Genomic DNA, 18,101 nt, shown 5'->3' on the forward strand with positions numbered 1-18,101 from the left:
ACGCGAAATATACGTCCAACACCGTTTACCGGCGGATCGATGCCGCCAGTGCATCGATGTTCGACGCGATGTCGGCAACCCGGCCGACGAACGTGTGATGCGTGACGCCCGACGAGTGGGGTGTCATCAGCACGTTGTCGAGATCGCGGAAAGGCAACGAGCTCGGCTCTCCCAACCCGTCGAGACCCGGGTAGCGGTACCAGACGTCGATCGCGGCCGCGGCAATCCGTTTGCGTGACAACGCGTCGAACAGCGGCTGTTCCTGCACCAGGGGACCACGACCGACATTGACGAGTACCCCGTCGGCGCCGAGCCTTCCCAGTTCGTCGGCACCGATCATGCCGCGGGTGTGCTCGTTCAGCGGTGCAGAGACCACGAGGACATCGGCGAAGTCGGCCAGCTTCCCCAGATCATCTGTCGTGGAGTGCCACTCAAGACCCTCGTCCGGTGCGTGTCCACTACCGGTGACTGCTGCCCCCACCGCCCCGTAGGTCCGGAACAACTGCCACGTCCGCCTACCGATGTGTCCGAAACCGACGAATCCGATACGAGCACCGCTCAGCGAGAGAGGTTGCGCGATTCTCGGGTCGTAGACCGAGGTGGCGAACACTCCCGAGCGGAGTGCGCGGTCCTGCTGCAGGAACTGTCGCCGCAGCATCACCGTCGCCGACACGACGTACTCGGCGATCGACTGCTCGTGGTGAAAGGTGTTGCACACCTGCACATCGCGCCCCAATCCGGAGCGGTCGACATTGTCCGTTCCCGCGCCGGCAACGTGCACCATCCGCAGCCTCGGCGCAGCGGCACCCATGGCCGCACTGAACTTGCCGCCGACGTACACGTCCGCATCGGCAAGCTCCTCGACGACGCGACTCTCGTCGAACGGAACACACCAGACGACCTCGGTGCCGACGGGTAGCCCGGCCTCGAACTGCTCACGATGCGGCAGAACGTTGCGATCGCCGACAACGATCTTCATCGCACCAGAGCCGGTCGCTTGCTGTCGAACGTCCATCCCTCGATCAGGTACTGCATGCCGATGGCGTCGTCGCGGGCACCGAGCCCCTCCTTCTGGTACAGCTCGTGTGCCGCGTCGATCCGTTCGAAGTCGAGTTCCACTCCGAGGCCGGGCTTGTCGGGGACTGTGAGGTAGCCGTCCTCGATGGTGAACGGCTCATTGGTGACTCGTTGCCCGTCCTGCCAGATCCAGTGAGTGTCGATGGCGGTGATCGTGCCAGGAGCTGCGGCGGCGACATGGGTGAACATGGCCAGTGAGACGTCGAAGTGATTGTTGGAGTGCGAACCCCACGTCAGGCCCCAGGCGTCACACAGTTGCGCTACGCGCACCGAACCGGCCATCGTCCAGAAGTGCGGGTCGGCCAACGGAATGTCCACGGCACCGGACCGGATGGTGTGGCCCATCTCGCGCCAGTCGGTGGCGATCATGTTGGTCGCTGTCTGTAGACCGGTGGCGCGCTTGAACTCCGTCATCACCTCACGTCCGGAGAAGCCGCCCTCGGGTCCCACGGGATCCTCGGCGTAGGCGAGCACATCGCGCAGTCCGCGGCAGGTCTCGATCGCATCCTTCAGCAACCACCCGCCGTTGGGATCCAACGTGATTCGCGCCTCCGGGAACCGTTCGGCAAGGGCACGTACCGCAGCGGCTTCCTCGGCCGCCGGCAGCGCTCCACCCTTGAGCTTGAAGTCCTGGAATCCGTACCGCGCCTGCGCGGCCTCGGCAAGGCGCACGATCGACTCGGGATCCATGGCCTCCTCGTGCCGGATGCGCATCCAGTCGTCGGCTCCGGCGGCCTCGTCGTCCGCACCGCGGTAGGCGAGGTCGGTCTTGTTCCGGTCGGCGACGAAGAACAGGTAGCCCAGAGCCTGCACCTTCTCGCGCTGCTGCCCGTCCCCCAACAGTGCTGCGACACTGACACCGAGGTGCTGTCCGAGCAGATCCAACAGCGCCGATTCCACTGCGGTCACCGCATGGATCGCAATCCGCAGATCGAACGTCTGCGCCCCGCGGCCACCGGAATCCCGATCGGCGAACGCGCGACGCATCTCGGCGAGAATCGCGTTGTAGTGGCCGACGCCCTTGCCCTCGACCAGCACGCGCGCATCCTCGAGAGTCTTCCGAATCGCCTCTCCTCCCGGCACTTCGCCGACGCCGGTGCGCCCGTCCGAGTCGGTGAGCACCACCAGATTGCGAGTGAAGTACGGTGCATGCGCACCGCTGAGATTGAGCAGCATGTCGTCGTGGCCCGCGATGGGTACCACGCGCATCTCGCTGACGACGGGGGTGCTGGTGTGGACGCTCATGTCCGACCTTTCCTCACATACTTCCGGTGACTCTGCTCACAGGAAACACTAGGGCCGCGGATCGATGCATGTCCAAGACCATCTACGCATCGACCGATGCAGTAGAGGTATCGGCATCCGCAGCCGGTGCTCATCGGGCCTGGCAGCAACATCGATACCGAGACTGAATCAAATGCGACTTTTTTCGACTTGGACATGTATCGATCGGCCTTCTAGCGTGGTGATCTATGAGCCAGGTCACGCCCTGGTGTCAGCGCACGTACCGCACCACAGCCCTAGGAGTCACCCCATGACAGCGTCGACGACACAGTCCACCAACCTCACCGGCCGGATGATCATCGCCGGCGTCCCGGTCTTCGGTGCCGGCACGCAGATTCACGGAGTCGACCCAAGCACCGGCGAGGATCTCGAACCCGCCTACGGTCACGGCAACGACACCGACGTCGAGAAGGCCTGTGCCGCAGCAGCCGAGGCGTTCGCCGACTACCGCGCCACGTCCTCGGAGACCCGCGCTCAGTTCCTAGAGACCATCGCCGACAACATCGCCGCCCTCGGCGACACTCTGATCGAGCGCACCGTTGCCGAGTCAGGACTCCCGTTGGCCCGCATCACCGGCGAGGTCGGCCGCACCACCGGACAACTGCGCCTGTTCGCTTCGGTTCTGCGCGAGGGCAGTTGGAACGGTGCCCGCATCGATCCGGCACTGCCCGAGCGCACGCCACTGCCCCGCCCCGACATCCGCCAGCGGCAGATTCCGTTGGGCCCGGTTGCGGTGTTCGGGGCCAGCAACTTCCCGCTCGCCTTCTCCGTTGCCGGCGGCGACACCGCTTCTGCGCTCGCGGCAGGCTGCCCCGTGGTGGTCAAGGCCCACGATGCCCATCCCGGAACGTCCGAGCTGGTCGGTCGAGCAATCGCCGACGCTGTGGCCTCCACCGGAATGCCCTCGGGCACATTCTCACTCCTGTTCGGCTCCGGCCGCGGACTCGGTACCGATCTGGTGACCGATCCGCGCATCAAAGCCGTCGGATTCACCGGATCCCGTTCGGGTGGAACGGCCCTCGTGGCCGCGGCGGCCGGTCGTCGCGAGCCCATCCCGGTGTACGCGGAGATGAGTTCAATCAACCCGGTGTTCGTCATGGACGGCGCACTCGCCTCCCGCGGGGCCGAACTCGGCCGCGCCTTCGTCGCATCGCTCACGATGGGCTCGGGGCAGTTCTGCACCAACCCCGGCCTCGTGATCGCCGTCGACGGCCCGGGCCTGCAGTCCTTCACCGACGCGGCCACCACAGCGGTGCAGGAATCGACCCCCACCACGATGTTGACCCCGAACATCGCGTCGAGTTACGCGGACGGTGTCGCCACGCTGTCCGGTTCGGTCACCGAGATCGCCCGTGGTACCGAAACGGACGCTCCGAATGCCTGCCGCGCAGCACTGTTCGACACCGACGCCGACACGTTCCTCACCTCCGAGGCCGCGCAGGCCGAGGTCTTCGGCTCGTCGAGCCTCATCGTTCGCTGCACCGATGCACAGCAGGTCCGGGATGTCGCCGCGCTGCTCGAAGGCCAGCTGACCGCGACCGTGCACGCCGACGAGTCCGATCATGCCGAGGCAGGCAAGCTCCTCTCGGTTCTCGAACTCAAGGCCGGGCGCATCCTGTTCGACGGATGGCCCACCGGCGTCGAGGTCGGCCACGCGATGGTGCACGGCGGCCCCTTCCCCGCCACGTCCAACTCCCGCACGACATCGGTCGGATCGCTCGCCATCGAACGCTTTCTGCGTCCTGTCTCCTACCAGGACGTACCGAATTCCCTGCTGCCCAGCGCAATTGCGGACGGCAATCCCGACGGGATCTTCCGCCGCATCGACGGCCGGCTCACCCAAGACTGATCCACCCCACCCACATTCTCGAGGAGATCCCCATGCTCGACGGCGTCCTGTTCTTCCCCGTCACCCCGTTCACCGCTTCCGGTGAAGTCGATTACGACCTGCTGGCCGCTCATATCGCGAAGGGTGTCGACGCGGGACCCGGTGGAGTGTTCATCGCCTGCGGCACCGGCGAATTCCACGCCCTCGAAACCGAGGAGTTCGGCAAGATCGTGCGCACCGCAGTCGACGTCGTCGCGGGTCGCGTGCCGGTCTACGCCGGTGCGGGCGGATCCGTCGCCCAGGCAAAGGCATTCGCGGCGAGCGCGAAGTCGAACGGTGCTGACGGCATCCTGCTGCTCCCTCCCTACCTGGTGACGATGCCGCAGGCCGGTCTGGTCAATTACACCAAGGCCGTTGCCGGTGCATCGGATCTGCCGCTGATCGTCTACAACCGCGGCAACGCCCGCTTCACCGAGGACTCGGCCGTCGAGGTGGCGCAGCTGCCTACTGTCGTCGGATTCAAGGACGGCACAGGGGATCTCGATCAGGTCGGCCGCATCGTCCGCGCGGTGCTGGACGCGCTGGAACCGTCGGGCAAGTCTTTCCAGTTCTTCAACGGTCTGCCCACCGCGGAGGTCTCGCAGCAGGCATACCGCGCGATCGGGGTCACGCTGTACTCGTCTGCGACGTTCGCGTTCGCACCCGAACTGGCCCTGGCGTTCTATCGTTCGCTCGACAGCGGCAACGACGAGCTCACTGCCGCACTGCTTCGCGAGTTCTTCCACCCGCTGGTTCGCCTGCGCGACAAGGTTCCCGGCTACGCCGTCTCTCTCATCAAGGCGGGCGTGACGATGGAAGGGATCGAGGCAGGCCCGGTTCGTCCGCCACTGGTGGACATCAGTGCCCCGCACCTCGAGGAACTGACCGCGATCGTCGCCGCCGGCCGGGCCGTGTTGGCCGACGAGCTCGCGGTGCACTGATGCAGGATCCGGTCCTGATCACCGGCGCTCGGATCACCCCGATCGCCTTCGTCGATCCTCCGTTGCTCAACACCGTCGGCGTGCACCAGCCCTACGCACTGCGCGCGATCATTCAGCTCGACACCGATGCCGGTGTCGTCGGCCTCGGTGAGACCTACGCCGACACTGCGCATCTCGCCCGACTCGACGCGGCCGCGCAGGCCATCACCGGCCTGGATGTGTTCGCACTCAACGCCGTTCGAGACGCTGTCGACACCGTACTGGGGACGCTGTCGATCACCGGCGGAGACGGCGTTGCAGGAATGATCACCACTGCCAGCACCACCGACCGAGTGTTCTCACCGTTCGAGATCGCCTGCCTGGACGTGCAGGGGAAAGTGCTCGGTCGGCCGGTGTCGGATCTGCTCGGCGGGAAGGTTCGCGATTCGGTTCCGTTCAGTGCGTATCTGTTCTACAAGTGGGCAGCGCATCCCGGTGGACAGCCGGACGAGTGGGGCGAGGCAGTCGACCCGGCCGGTCTGGTACGGCAGGCCCGAAAGATGATCGACGAGTACGGCTTCGAGGCCATCAAGGTCAAGGGTGGTGTCTTTCCGCCCGACGAAGAGATCGCCGGAATCAAGGCACTACGGGAAGCGTTCCCCGAGCTGCCGCTTCGGCTCGACCCCAACGCGGCGTGGACGGTCGACACGTCCATCCGCGTCGCGGCCGAACTCGACGGCATCGTCCAATATCTGGAAGACCCGACTCCGGGGCTGGAGGGTATGGCAGAAGTCGCGCGGGAGGCGAAGATGCCTTTGGCGACCAACATGTGCGTCGTCGCATTCGATCACCTGAAGCCGGCCGTACGGAAGGACTCGGTTCAGGTGGTGCTGTCCGACCACCACTACTGGGGAGGTCTGCAGCGTTCGAGGCTGCTCGCCGGAATCTGCGAGACCTTCGAGATGGGCTTGTCGATGCACTCCAACAGCCACCTCGGCATCAGCCTGGCCGCGATGGTGCACCTCGCTGCGGCAACGCCCAACCTCACCTACGCCTGCGACACTCACTGGCCGTGGAAGGACGAGGATGTCATCGTTCCGGGTGTCCTGAACTTCGTCGACGGGGCAGTGGCCGTTCCTACGGCCCCGGGTCTGGGCGTCGAGATCGACGAGGATGCTCTGGCGGCGCTGCATCAGCAGTACCTCGATTGCGGGATCCGGGATCGCGACGACACCGGATACATGCAGAGCATCTATCCGAGCTTCCAGAACACCTGCCCGCGCTGGTAACGCGAGTCCCTGCACCCGCACAGCGCTAAACTCGCCCGAGGTCGTGGGGATCTGTGCGAGAGGTTAGTCCTGTGAACAGTGGCTGGCAGTATTCCCCTGCCTCGGTGGCTCGTACGTCCGGAGTCAACTGTCTGGTCAGCGGCCTTGTCGGTGTCACCTCGATCGCGACAGAAGGTCCTCGGGCCGCTCCGATCCTGCTCGCACTTGCGGTGTCGTGGTGCGGACTGGGCGTGTACATGATCGCCGCGGCACCGGTGCTCTCCCGTCGCCTGTATCTGATGATGCACCTGTCGGGACTGACCAGTATCGCGCTGTTCTGCACCGCAGCGGGCGGGCACACCGTCGCACTGTCCGGAATCTTTCTGCAACTGCTGCTGGTGACGCCCGCCTTCATCGTGCTTCCTCATCGCGTCGCACGTCGGACGACCGTGCTCAATGCGCTCTACATCGCATATCTGGGCATCGTGGTGGGAGAGATCGATCCTGCGCTGGTGATCAACGCCGAGCTCGTGTTGATCGCGATCGCCATTTCTGCGGCGTGGGTACAGAGCGTGGCGTCGAACTCCGAGATCGACCACCTCACCGGGCTCTCGAATCAGCGACGGCTCAGCCGTGAACTGGATGCGCGGCCCGGCACCAGAGGCAGTTCGAGAATCGATGCGATCGCTGTCGTGGACATCGATCGGTTCAAGGTGATCAACGACGACTTCGGGTACGCGGCAGGCGATCACGCACTCGAGCTCGTCTCGTCCGCTCTCCGCACGTGCCTGCCTCGGCAGTACCTGCTCAGCCGCTCCGGCGGCGACGAGTTCACGGTGCTGTGTACGTCGGGCTCGATCGCGGAGTTGAGCGCCGCCGTCGACTGCGTCCGGGCCGAGCTGCCGTCGGATCTGACGATCTCGGTGGGAGTGGCGGGTAGGCAGGGCACCGAGTCCGCCCGCACCACTCTCGGCCGAGCCGATCGGGCGCTGTACGAATCGAAGAACCTCGGCCGAAATCGCACGACCGTCCACGACTAGGTCAGCTCGAAGCACCGACCTTGCGGAACAGCAGATCGATCATCGTCCGTTTCGATGCCTCGTCCTGCGGGTGTGTCAACATGGCCTCGATGACGAAGACGATCATGCGGGTCGCCGGCTCGATGTCGGTGTCGGCGACCCCGTCGTTGCGCAGTTCGACGGCGATCCACTGCTCCCACAGCGCATGAAAGTCGTTGTGCCACTTGTCAATATAGGCCGAGACCGAAGTGCGCGAGTGGACCGTGTCGACCAGTCGGTGATATCTCTCCAGCTCGTCCACGACCCAGAGAACCTGCTCGGTCACCGACTTGTCGGCGAGGGCAACGAACCGGCTCAGTGCGTCGGCATGGATCTCGTCCAGCACGCCGACCAGTAGCTCGTCCTTGTCACCGAAGTACCAATAGATCGTATTGGTCGTCACTCCGGCAGCGGTGGCGATCCGCCCCATCGGGGTGTGCTCGTAACCGTCGTCGACGAACAGCGACCGAGCTGCGTTCACGATCTCGGAACGCTTCTCGGCGCGATCGACGGGTCGACGGTTGCGCGGCATTCCACGATCCTATCTTGATCGACATTCAAGAGGCTGCTAGCTTCTTGAATGCCGATCAAGAATCCGAAAAAGGGACGACCGACATGAGTGCCGACAACCAGACCGGATACACCCGAACCGACGAATGGTTCGACTCGGAAGGGGTCCGTTGCGCCGTCGCGGTGTACCGACCCGCCGAATCCAGCGGGGATACCCCTGCCGTCGTCATGGCCCACGGCTTCGGCACCCCACGCGTCATTCGCCTCTTCGCTTACGCAGAGGTCTTCGCCCGCGCCGGTTACACCGTTCTCGTCTTCGACTACCGGCACTTCGGTGACAGCGACGGGGAGCCGCGACAGCTGCTCGACATCGGCAAGCAACTCGTCGACTGGCGCAACGCCGTCGCCTACGCACGAACACTCGAGGGCGTCGACTCGGATCGCATCGTCGGTTGGGGTACTTCCTTCGCAGGCGGACACGTGCTCACTCGGGCCGGCGCAGGCGAGAACTTCGCGGCGGTCATCGCCCAGATCCCACACGTGGACGGAATCGCGGCCGTGCGCGCGACCGGGCCTCGGCGCACTCTCCAGCTGGCCCCGTCAGCGGTGATCGACCGGATCCGCGCACTGCGCGGACGATCACCCCGATACGTGGACTCGGTCGGCAATCCCGGTGACCTGGCTGTCATGACCTCACCCGACGCCGTTCCCGGACGCGACCGACTCCTCCTCGAATCAGGCCTGAGCGAGGGCGACTACCCGGAAAACGTTGCCGCACGGATACTCCTGCGCATCGGGCTGTACTCACCCGGCCGCACCGCGTCGTCCATCCGATGCCCGGTGCTGTTGCAGATCATGTCCGACGACGTGGTCACACCGGCGTACGTCACCGTGAAGGTCGCAGCGAGAATTCCCGACGCCACCGTGCACATCCACAAGGGCGGACACTTCGATCCCTATGTGCAACCGTTGTTCCCCACCATCGTCGACGAGCAGCTCGCGTTCCTGAAAAGAGTTGTGCCGGTGCAGTAGAGCTACCGCTCGGCAGGGTCGGTGTTCGTCAACGGGGCGACGATATTGGCGAGCATGGTCGCGATGGTGGCGACGACGATGCGTCGTTCCGCGGCGTAACCGCTCTGGTACCAGGTCATTGCGGTGTGGCTGATGCCGCCGATCGCGGCGGTGGCGAGCAGGTCGATATCCACATCGGGCCCCGACTCCACGTCGCCCGCGAACGTGCGGAGGTAACCGAGCAACAGCGTCCCGAATTGCTGCATCACCGTCAGATACGTCTGCTCGACGCGCGGACTGACCCCGAGCACCTCCATCCACACCACCCGAGCCAGGTGTGGGTCCTCGACGACCCGAAAGAAGGGATCGAGCAACTGTTCGGCGGCGGCTCTGAGGTCGCCGTCGGAATCGATATCCGCCATCGTGTCGGACACCGAGTCGGTCAGGTGTGCAATGCATTCCGCGTACACGGCAAGCAGGAGATCCTCGGTCCTGTCGAAGTACTGATAGAAGTGCCGGTCGGCGATCTTGGCCTCGCGGCACAGTCCGCGCACGGTGGCCGCTCGGTATCCGACGCTGCCGAACACCCGCAGTCCGGCATCCAGCAGTTGCCGCCGCCTTCGGTCGTCGCGGTCGGCGGCACTCTCACCGCCGTAGGCCCGACCGGCCGCTTCGGACACCGAGCTCATGACCGTCGGGCATCCAGTTCGGCAGTCAGACGGATCAATTCGGCGTCCCGCTCCATCGTGGCGTCCATGATCGGGTTCACGATGCCGCGCAGTATCGAGATCGGAATCCAGCGGCCGGGTACGGAAATGCGCGCAGCTCTTCGTCCGATCCCTCGAACGGCGACCCGGGCGAGCTTGTCCGGGGTGATCGGGCGGAGCAGCGGCGTGGGGAAGGCGCGGTCGATCATGGCTGTCGCGACGTCGTCGCCGCCGAATGCGACCTCGGCGATCGGCGTCGCGACCCATCCCGGATACAGCACTCCCGCTGTCGCTTTCGTGCCCGCAAGTTCCGCGCGCAGAGCACGCCCGAGCTGTTCGACCGCTGCCTTCGATGCCGCGTACGGTGCATTCGCCAGGCCGTTGAGGTACGCGTACGTGGACGAGGTGATCAATACGTAGCCGCCTGACTCGACGATGTGTGGGAGGGCGGCACGCACCGTGTTCCACACGCCGATCAGGTTGACGCCGATGACGCGCTCGAAAACTCCGTCTTCGACGGACCGTATGGTCGATGCCTGTGCACCGCTGGAGATTCCGGCGTTGGCCATCACGATGTCGAGCGTGCCGAAGGTCTCGATCGCGGTGGCGACGGCCGCGTCGAGCTGCTCCCGCACGGTGACGTCGGCGTAGGCGATCGCCACGCGCTGGTTGCCCAGTTTCGCCGCCACAGACTCGAGGTCGGTCGATTTCATGTCTACGAGGACGATCGACGCACCGCGTCGATGCAGCGCCGACGCAACGGCGGAACCGATGCCGCCTGCTGCTCCCGTGATCAGCGCTACCTGGCCCGAGTGATCCTTCATGCCGACACCTCGTCTTTCGCGGTCGCCTCGGTGGGCGAGAAGTGAATGTGGTGTTCCTGCGGACGAAATCGCTTGGCCCACCGGCGGAAGGTGAAGCTGAAGCCGGGGAACATCGCCACGACGTGCCCGGATTTGGATTGATACCAGCTGTGGCAGCCACCGTCCTTCCAGACGGTGCCCTCCATCTCACGGTGAATCTTGTCGGTGTAGGCCTGTTCTGCATCTGCAGCGACCTCGATCGCCAGCGCCCCACTGTGCCTGACGGCGTCGATCGCCCGCACGATGTACTCCATCTGCGCCTCGATGAGGAAGATGGCGGAGGTGTGACCGATACCGGTGTTCGGTCCGGTGACGACGAAGAGATTGGGAAAGCCGGGAATCGTGGTGCCGAGGTAGGCGCGCGGGTACGGATCCCAGACCTCGGACAGGGCCCGGCCGTCGCGTCCGATCACCGGGTACGAGATGACGCCGTCGGTGGCGTCGTATCCGGTGGACCACACCAGCAGATCGACATCGACGTGTTCGCCGGTGGTGGTGACGATTCCGGTTTCGGTGATCTCGGCGATACCGTCGTTCCTGTCGTGCAGAGTGACGTTCGATTTCCCGAGTGCCGGATAGAGCGTGTTGGACAGCAGCACTCGCTTGCAACCGATGGTGAAGTCCGGGGTGACCTTGGCCCGAAGTTCGGTGTCCGGAACCTGAGACTCGATGTGTTTCAGAGCAGTTCGCTGGGCTACGGCTTTGAGCATTCGCCGCGAGTACTTGAAGCCGATGATGCGGGTCTCGAGGGTCCAGTAGATGCCGGCGCGAACCGCCCTTCGAATCGGTTCGATGCGCAACAGCTTTCGCTGGATCGCCGTGAATTCACGATCGTGGCGCGGCATCACCCAGTGCGGGGTGCGCTGAAAGACGTGCAGCTGCTCCACGTCGGGTTGGATCGCGGGGATCACCTGTGCGGCGCTGGCACCGCTGCCTACGATCGCCACTCTCTTGCCGGCGTGGTCGTACTCGGTGTGCCAGTCGTTGGTGTGGAACTGGGTGCCCTGGAACTTCTCTCGCCCGGGGAACGGCGGTACGACGGGTGTACTGAGTGGTCCCGACGCGTTGACGACGAACTTCGCCGCGTAGTCACCCCGCGAGGTGGTGATGGTCCAGTGGTCTCCCGCCCATTCGATCTTCCGGACGTCGGTGTCGACATGCGTACGAGCCGGCAGACCGTTCGATTCGAGCACGTGGTCGGTGTATCGCTCCAGTTCCTCGCGTTCGGCGAACATGCGCGACCACTCGAACGGCTCGGAGGCGATCGAGTACAGCGGACTCTGCACGTCGACGGCTGCGCCCGGGTAGCGGTTCTGCTTCCACGTGCCGCCGAGGAAAGGACGCCTCTCGAGAATGACGAAGTCGTCGATCCCGCGATCGAGCAAGGCCTTGGCGGCGCACTGGCCACCGAAGCCGCTGCCGATGATGACCACACTGTGCATCTGCATATCGACTGACCCCTCCCACGGGCGCGGCATCCGATGACGCGCGTCATCACTTTAAAGTGATGACGCGTGATTCCGCAATGGAATCGAGTCGACCCGCGACAGGTCACCGACGGGCCGCGTACCGCACCAGGGACGCCCCCGACGGAAATGCTCTGCACTCCAGGAGGCGCAACCACTGCGACGGAGTTCCGTCGAACAATCGTTCGCCGTGCCCGCGCACGTAAGGGAACTGGAACAACCGGTATTCGTCCACGAGGTCCAACGCGATCAACTCCCGACACAGGGTGATACTCCCCGTGCAGACGATGTCCGATCCGCTCGAATTCTTGATCCTCGTGACCTCGTCGATCAGTCGGCCGGACAGCACGGTCGAGTTCACCCACCCGGGGTCCGTCAGCGTCGAGGACACGACGTACTTCGCGACGCGGTTCAGGTGATCGGTCACACCGGTTGTGTCATCGGTTTTCGGACCCCAGTAGTCGCGCATACTCTCGAAGGTCGAGCGCCCCACCAAGAATCCATCCGACTCGTCTCTCTGCGCGGCCAGCGCCGCGTCGAGCTCGGGGTCCCCGCCTGCCCGGGCGAACCAGTCGTCGGTCGCCTCGATGACTCCGTCGACAGTGATGTTCTGTGTGATCACCAGTGAGCGCATGCTCGACGTGTACCACCTCAACCGCACGTCCGAATCACGATCGCCCGAAAATGGTCGAAGACTGCGCCTCCGCGCGTGCGCAACCGTTGGTGTGCGGACCGGGGTCGACGCAGGTCGAGACCCACCCGTAGCGTTGGACGCATGTCGCGATCACCACGTAACCGGAAATCCCCCGCCGCTCCGAGAAAGCGAGCCTCTTCCGCACTCCAGGCCGGGCACCTTCGCGTGATCGCAACCGGCGGTCTGGGCGAGATCGGCCGGAACATGACCGTGTTCGAGTTCGACGGAAAACTGCTCATCGTCGACTGTGGTGTGTTGTTCCCCGAGGAGCACCAGCCCGGCGTCGACGTCATCCTGCCCGACTGGAGTTGCATTCGGGATCGCCTCGACGACGTCGTGGCGATCGTCCTGACGCACGGACACGAGGACCACATCGGCGGCGTCCCGTACCTGCTGCGCGAGCGCGGTGACATTCCCGTCATCGCGTCGCGGCTGACGCTGCACTTCCTGGCCGCCAAGTTCGACGAGTTCAAGGTCTCGACGACGCTGATCGAGGTCGAAGCGGGGCAGACGCGTCAGGAAGGTCCGTTCGAGCTCGAGTTCGTCGCCGTCAACCATTCGATCCCCGACGGCCTCGCTATCGCCATCCGTACCGACGCAGGCCTGGTGCTGCACACCGGCGACTTCAAGATGGATCAGTTCCCGCTCGACGGTCGCATCACCGACCTGCGTAGCTTCGCGCGCCTCGGCGAGGAAGGGCTCGATCTTCTCCTCGTCGACTCGACCAACGCCGAGGTTCCCGGGTTCATGGTCTCGGAACGTGATCTGGTCCCGGCCATCGAGAAGGTGTTCCGCGAAACGTCGGGACGCGTGATCGTCTCGAGCTTCGCCAGTCACGTCCACCGCATTCAGCAGGTGCTCGACGCCGCGCATGCGCAGGGCCGCAAGGTTGCGTTCGTGGGGCGATCGATGGTGCGCAACATGAAGATCGCGACCGATCTGAGCTACCTCGACGTACCCGACGGGCTCGTGGTCGATCTGCCGAAGCTCAACCGGCTTCCGGCGCACAAGATCACGCTGATCTGCACCGGATCGCAGGGCGAGCCCCTCGCCGCCCTCTCGCGGATGGCGTCGGGCGAACACCAGATCAAGGTGGGCGACGGCGACACCGTACTGATGGCCAGCAGCTTGATCCCCGGTAACGAGAACGCGATCTACCGCGTCATCAACGGTCTCGTCGAGAAGGGTGCACGCGTGGTGCACAAGGGAAATGCCAAGGTGCACGTCTCCGGCCACGCCAGCGCAGGCGAGCTCGTCTACTGCTACAACATCCTCGAACCCGCCAATGTGCTTCCCGTCCACGGTGAAGCGCGACACCTACGCGCCAATGCCGATCTCGCGATCAGGACCGGCGTACCGCGTGATCGTGTGCTGATCGCCGAGAACGGAAGCGTCATCGACCTGTTCGACGGCGTCGCTCAGATCACCGGAAGTGTCCCCATCGAACTGATCTACGTCGACGGCAGTGCCGTCGGTGGGGTGACCGAGGATTCGTTGGCCGAGCGCCGGCTGCTCGCCAACGAGGGCGTCCTGACCGTCATCGCCATCGTCGATCCCGATACCGGCCTGCTGGTCGACGACGTCGACTTCATCGGACGCGGATTCGCGCACGAGGCCAACGCTTTCGACTCGTTGGCCAAGGCGATCGGCAAGACCCTCACCCGCGAGAGCGACGTGAACGTGGCCTCCCGCGAGCACATCGAAAAGCGCATCGTGCAGGAGTCGGCGCGCTGGGCCAAGCAGACCCTGGGCCGTCAGCCCCTCATCGTTCCGGTCGTCGTCGACGGCTAGAGCACGTCTTCTCGGTGACGAGGTGAGTGACCACAGGAAAGCCGCGCGTGGAACGGCTGCTGCCCGGTACGCCAGGGTCGGTCTGTCGTGCCGGGTCGCCGGTCCCCGCCCGATCCGAGCAAATTGTGCGTTCGGCCCCTGTGGATGGTTCCTGCCCCTAGAGTCGTGTGAATAGCTCCGGTAACGATCCGGAACGTCGACCGGGGGGTCTCGATGGGGAAGTACGCGAAGTTCGGCCGTCGGTATGCGGCGGTGGTGGCTGCGGTGTCACTGGTGGTGTCGGGCGGGCAATGGTCGGCGGCTGCCGATCCACTCGGCGATTTCCAGAATCCACCGCGCACCGCCGAATCGATCGCCGCGACACCGCTCGACGATCCGTGGGTCGTGCCGCCGCCCGGATACGAAACAGCCGCTCCCGGAACAGTTCTACGGACCCGTAGCGTCACCGTCGGACCACTTGTCACCCCGGTCACCACCACCCAACTGCTGGTCGCCTCGACCGACGCGAAGGACCGCCCCGCTGCCATCGTCACCAGCGTCATCGTCCCGACCGCGCCCTGGACCTCGCCCGGTCCGCGCCCTGTTGTCGCCTACAACATGGCCATCGATTCGCTCGGTGCCACGTGCGAGCCATCGTGGACCATGCAACGCGGCATCGCTCCGGAATTGGCACCCGTGCAGCTGCTTCTGGCGCGGGGCTACGCCGTCGTCGTCACCGACCATCAGGGGCCGCGCCATGCGTACGCCGTCGGACCGATGGCGGCACATGCCGTACTCGACGGTCTGCGCGGAGCGGTCACGACCGCCGCGATCGGCCTCGATCCGACTGCGCCCCTGGGCATCACGGGCTATTCGGGCGGGGCGATCGCATCGGGCTGGGCCGTGCAGGAGGCTCCGGCCTACGCCCCCGAACTGAACATCGTCGGCGCAGCGTTCGGCGGAACGCCCACCGACTTCGCGCTGCTCCGTCAGTCCATGAACGGCAACGCCGCGTCGGCGGTGTTCCTCGCGGCAGCGATGGGCGTTGCGCGCGAATACCCCGAGATGCTCTCGCTCTACAACGACGACGGGTGGCGGCTCGCACAGGCGTCGAAGGACCTGTGCATCGTCGGGATCGCTCCGTTCGGAATCGTTGCTCCGATCCGTATCGAGTCACTGTCCATCACTCCCGATGCGTTCAATTCGCCGCTGGCGCTCGCGATTGCCGATCGGAATCGATTGGGAGACGGCGGAACTCCGACGGCACCGGTGTTCATATATCACGGACAGCAGGAGTTCTGGATTCCGAAGGAAGGTCCGGAGGCCGTGTTCGACAAGTGGTGTTCACGCGGAGCCGACGTCCGCCTCGAGGAATACCTGGGTGAACACAGCATCGTGGCCGGCACCGGAGCTCCCGCTGCGTTCGCGTGGTTGGACGACCGCCTGGCGGGAATTCCGGTTCGACCCGGATGCAGTAGCTTCGGCCGCTAGAGCCGAACCTACTCGCTCCGGACTGCTGCTCCGCGAGTCGACAGCACCTCGGTCAGCTCCTCGGCGTAGGCGAGCTGCCGCCGCAGCGTGCGGCAGCTGTCCTCGGCCTTGGTATGACATTCACGAACGAAGGCCGCGGCCGACGACCTCGCGTCGTCGGCCGCGTTCTCGTCTCCGAGGATGTCGAGGGATTCCAGGAGCTGTTTCATCTCGGCCAGGGTGAAGTCGAGCGGCTTCATCCGGCGGATGACGAGCAGACGCTCGACGTCGGTCTCGGTGTACAGCCGAAAACCACCGGCCGAGCGAGCAGAGGGGGTGACCAGGCCGACGTCGTCGTAATGACGAACCGTGCGGATGGACAGCTCGGTGCGTTGAGCCACCTGTCCGATCTGCATGTGTGTGCCGTCGTCTGCCATGTGCCGCCTCTCCTCGCCCGAGCGTCCACCCTAGTCAGTGCTCGCCGCCCAGGTTTCCACTGAGACGATCGTGCCGCTCGACCGACGGCGCGTTCATACCGACGATCTTCACCGTCTTGCCCTTCGCCGCGTACTTGGTGGTGATGGCGTCGAGAGTCGCCACGGTCGAGGCGTCCCAGATGTGCGACTCGGACATGTCGATGACGACGTTCTTCGGATCTCCGACGTAGTCGAACTGATAGATCAGATCGTTGCTCGACGCGAAGAACAGCTCGCCCTTCACCGCGTAGACGCGCGTGTCCTCGTCCGGATGAGCCACATCGACCACCTCGGTCAGGTGCGCAACCCTCCTGGCGAACAGCACCATCGCGGTGACGACACCGACGACGACGCCGTAGGCCAGGTTGTGGGTGACCACGGTGACAGCGACCGTGACAACCATGACGAGAGTTTCGCTCTTGGGCATGCGCCGCAACGTCTTCGGGTGAATGCTGTGCCAGTCGAAGGTGCCGACCGACACCATGATCATCACGGCGACCAGCGCGGCCATCGGAATGAGCGCGACGATGTCACCGAGCCCGACCACCAGGATCAGCAGGAAGGTGCCGGCGAGGAATGTCGAGATACGGGTTCGAGCACCGGAGACCTTGACGTTGATCATGGTCTGGCCGATCATCGCGCAGCCGCCCATACCGCCGGTGAACCCGGTGACCAGATTCGCCACACCCTGACCCCATCCCTCACGAGTCTTGTCGGAGTGCGAATCGGTGATGTCGTCGACGAGCTTGGCCGTCATCAGTGATTCGAGCAGACCGACCAAAGCGATCGCGAGCGCGAACGGCGCGATGATCGACAGCGTGTCGAACGTGAAGGGCACGTCCGGTATCAGGAACGACGGCAGCGAGGACGGCAGCTCGCCCTCGTCGCCCACGTCCGGGACGGCCAGCGCGAAGACGAGAGTGACAGCGGTGAGTATCACGATCGCGATCAGAGGTGCAGGCACGACGGAGGTGAGCTTCGGTAGGAAGAACATGACGAGCAGTCCGGCCGCGACCATCGGGTACACCAACCACGGCACCCCGATCAGGTACGGCACCTGCGAGGTGAAGATCAGGATCGCCAGCGCGTTGACGAATCCGACCATGACGCTGCGCGGGATGAACCGCATGAGTTTGGCGACACCGAGGACGCTCAACACGATCTGCAGGACGCCGCCGAGAATCACCGCGGCGATGAGGTAGTCGAGGCCGTATTCACGGGCCAACGGAGCGACAACCAGGGCGATCGCACCGGTGGCCGCAGAGATCATCGCCGGTCGGCCACCGACGATGGAGATGGTGACGGCCATCGTGAACGACGCGAACAGCCCGACGCGCGGATCGACACCGGCGATGATCGAGAACGAAATGGCTTCCGGGATCAACGCCAGCGCCACCACCAGCCCAGCGGGAACCTCGGTTTTCAGTCGCCTCGGTGAGCGCAACGCACCCAGCACCGAGACGTCTTCGACAGCGGTGGCAGGCACCTGGGCAGCTCGAGACACGACAACTCCGTTCGATGGGTGCGAGGGACTGCGACAGGTACAGCGTCCGCTCCGCCGGCAACTCTACTCTTACCGGAGAGAAGGTTGTCAATCGTCGGGGTTTCCACGAGGTGCGCTAGATTCATACGAGAAACACGCCGAAACTCCCCAGCGCGA

16 protein-coding genes are annotated in these 18,101 nt (G+C 64.8%); 7 read left to right on the forward strand and 9 right to left on the reverse strand.

What is annotated here, in order from left to right:
* Positions 1–25: 25 nt before the first annotated feature.
* Positions 26–979 carry a 2-hydroxyacid dehydrogenase gene (locus NY08_RS15600; protein ID WP_045197350.1) on the reverse strand — a complete coding sequence of 318 codons (954 nt, stop codon included), beginning with the start codon at positions 977–979 and terminating at the stop codon, positions 26–28.
* On the reverse strand, positions 976–2,322 hold the full coding sequence (locus NY08_RS15605; RefSeq protein ID WP_045197352.1) for an enolase C-terminal domain-like protein: 1,347 nt from the start codon (positions 2,320–2,322) through the stop codon (positions 976–978). The genes NY08_RS15600 and NY08_RS15605 overlap by 4 nt, the downstream gene beginning before the upstream one ends.
* A gap of 289 nt (positions 2,323–2,611) precedes the next feature.
* Here NY08_RS15605 and NY08_RS15610 point away from each other — a divergent pair, with 289 nt between their 5' ends.
* The 4 genes from NY08_RS15610 to NY08_RS25250 all read left to right on the forward strand — a co-directional run bounded on the left by NY08_RS15610 (position 2,612) and on the right by NY08_RS25250 (position 7,456).
* Entirely contained in the window at positions 2,612–4,210 is a 1,599-nt protein-coding gene (locus tag NY08_RS15610; RefSeq protein WP_045197353.1) for an aldehyde dehydrogenase (NADP(+)), read from the forward strand.
* Between the two features lie 32 nt (positions 4,211–4,242).
* The gene (locus NY08_RS15615) at positions 4,243–5,169 is read left to right on the forward strand and encodes a 5-dehydro-4-deoxyglucarate dehydratase (RefSeq protein ID WP_045197355.1); all 927 of its coding nucleotides are present in this window, start codon (positions 4,243–4,245) and stop codon (positions 5,167–5,169) included.
* The gene (locus tag NY08_RS15620; protein WP_045197357.1) at positions 5,169–6,437 is read left to right on the forward strand and encodes a glucarate dehydratase family protein; all 1,269 of its coding nucleotides are present in this window, start codon (positions 5,169–5,171) and stop codon (positions 6,435–6,437) included. The genes NY08_RS15615 and NY08_RS15620 overlap by 1 nt, the downstream gene beginning before the upstream one ends.
* Positions 6,438–6,541: 104 nt before the next feature.
* Positions 6,542–7,456, forward strand: coding sequence for a GGDEF domain-containing protein (locus tag NY08_RS25250; RefSeq protein ID WP_144407379.1), 915 nt, complete (start codon positions 6,542–6,544; stop codon positions 7,454–7,456).
* 1 nt (position 7,457) lies between these two features.
* Here NY08_RS25250 and NY08_RS15630 read toward each other — a convergent pair whose 3' ends face one another.
* Positions 7,458–8,006 carry a TetR/AcrR family transcriptional regulator gene (locus tag NY08_RS15630; RefSeq protein ID WP_045197358.1) on the reverse strand — a complete coding sequence of 183 codons (549 nt, stop codon included), beginning with the start codon at positions 8,004–8,006 and terminating at the stop codon, positions 7,458–7,460.
* Between the two features lie 83 nt (positions 8,007–8,089).
* Here NY08_RS15630 and NY08_RS15635 point away from each other — a divergent pair, with 83 nt between their 5' ends.
* Complete coding sequence (locus NY08_RS15635; protein ID WP_045197360.1) at positions 8,090–9,016, forward strand: alpha/beta hydrolase; 927 nt, start codon at positions 8,090–8,092, stop codon at positions 9,014–9,016.
* A 2-nt stretch (positions 9,017–9,018) separates the two neighbouring features.
* On the opposite strand, the gene NY08_RS15640 is transcribed toward NY08_RS15635, so the two are convergent.
* The 4 genes from NY08_RS15640 to NY08_RS15655 form a co-directional block, all read right to left on the reverse strand.
* Positions 9,019–9,684: a TetR/AcrR family transcriptional regulator gene (locus NY08_RS15640; protein WP_052683839.1), complete on the reverse strand. Its 666-nt coding sequence runs from the start codon at positions 9,682–9,684 to the stop codon at positions 9,019–9,021.
* Positions 9,681–10,526 (reverse strand): SDR family NAD(P)-dependent oxidoreductase, encoded by an 846-nt coding sequence (locus NY08_RS15645; protein WP_045197362.1) that lies wholly within the window; start codon positions 10,524–10,526, stop codon positions 9,681–9,683. The genes NY08_RS15640 and NY08_RS15645 overlap by 4 nt, the downstream gene beginning before the upstream one ends.
* Positions 10,523–12,013: a flavin-containing monooxygenase gene (locus NY08_RS15650; protein WP_045197364.1), complete on the reverse strand. Its 1,491-nt coding sequence runs from the start codon at positions 12,011–12,013 to the stop codon at positions 10,523–10,525. The genes NY08_RS15645 and NY08_RS15650 overlap by 4 nt, the downstream gene beginning before the upstream one ends.
* 103 nt (positions 12,014–12,116) lie before the next feature.
* Complete coding sequence (locus tag NY08_RS15655) at positions 12,117–12,665, reverse strand: dihydrofolate reductase family protein (RefSeq protein ID WP_032396707.1); 549 nt, start codon at positions 12,663–12,665, stop codon at positions 12,117–12,119.
* Positions 12,666–12,806: 141 nt separating this feature from the next.
* Here NY08_RS15655 and NY08_RS15660 point away from each other — a divergent pair, with 141 nt between their 5' ends.
* Together NY08_RS15660 and NY08_RS15665 are read left to right on the forward strand one after the other, a co-directional pair.
* Complete coding sequence (locus tag NY08_RS15660) at positions 12,807–14,516, forward strand: ribonuclease J (protein ID WP_045197367.1); 1,710 nt, start codon at positions 12,807–12,809, stop codon at positions 14,514–14,516.
* Positions 14,517–14,729: 213 nt separating this feature from the next.
* Complete coding sequence (locus NY08_RS15665; RefSeq protein ID WP_045197369.1) at positions 14,730–15,986, forward strand: lipase family protein; 1,257 nt, start codon at positions 14,730–14,732, stop codon at positions 15,984–15,986.
* An 8-nt stretch (positions 15,987–15,994) separates the two neighbouring features.
* Here the strand turns inward: NY08_RS15665 and NY08_RS15670 are convergent, their stop codons facing one another.
* Together NY08_RS15670 and NY08_RS15675 are read right to left on the reverse strand one after the other, a co-directional pair.
* Positions 15,995–16,402, reverse strand: a complete 408-nt coding sequence (locus NY08_RS15670) for a MerR family transcriptional regulator (protein ID WP_032396710.1) — start codon at positions 16,400–16,402, stop codon at positions 15,995–15,997.
* 34 nt (positions 16,403–16,436) lie between these two features.
* Positions 16,437–17,945 (reverse strand): SulP family inorganic anion transporter, encoded by a 1,509-nt coding sequence (locus NY08_RS15675; RefSeq protein WP_045197371.1) that lies wholly within the window; start codon positions 17,943–17,945, stop codon positions 16,437–16,439.
* Positions 17,946–18,101: the final 156 nt, after the last annotated feature.

This window comes from Rhodococcus sp. B7740 (genome assembly GCF_000954115.1).
In the GTDB taxonomy this organism is placed as follows: Bacteria; Actinomycetota; Actinomycetes; order Mycobacteriales; family Mycobacteriaceae; genus Rhodococcoides.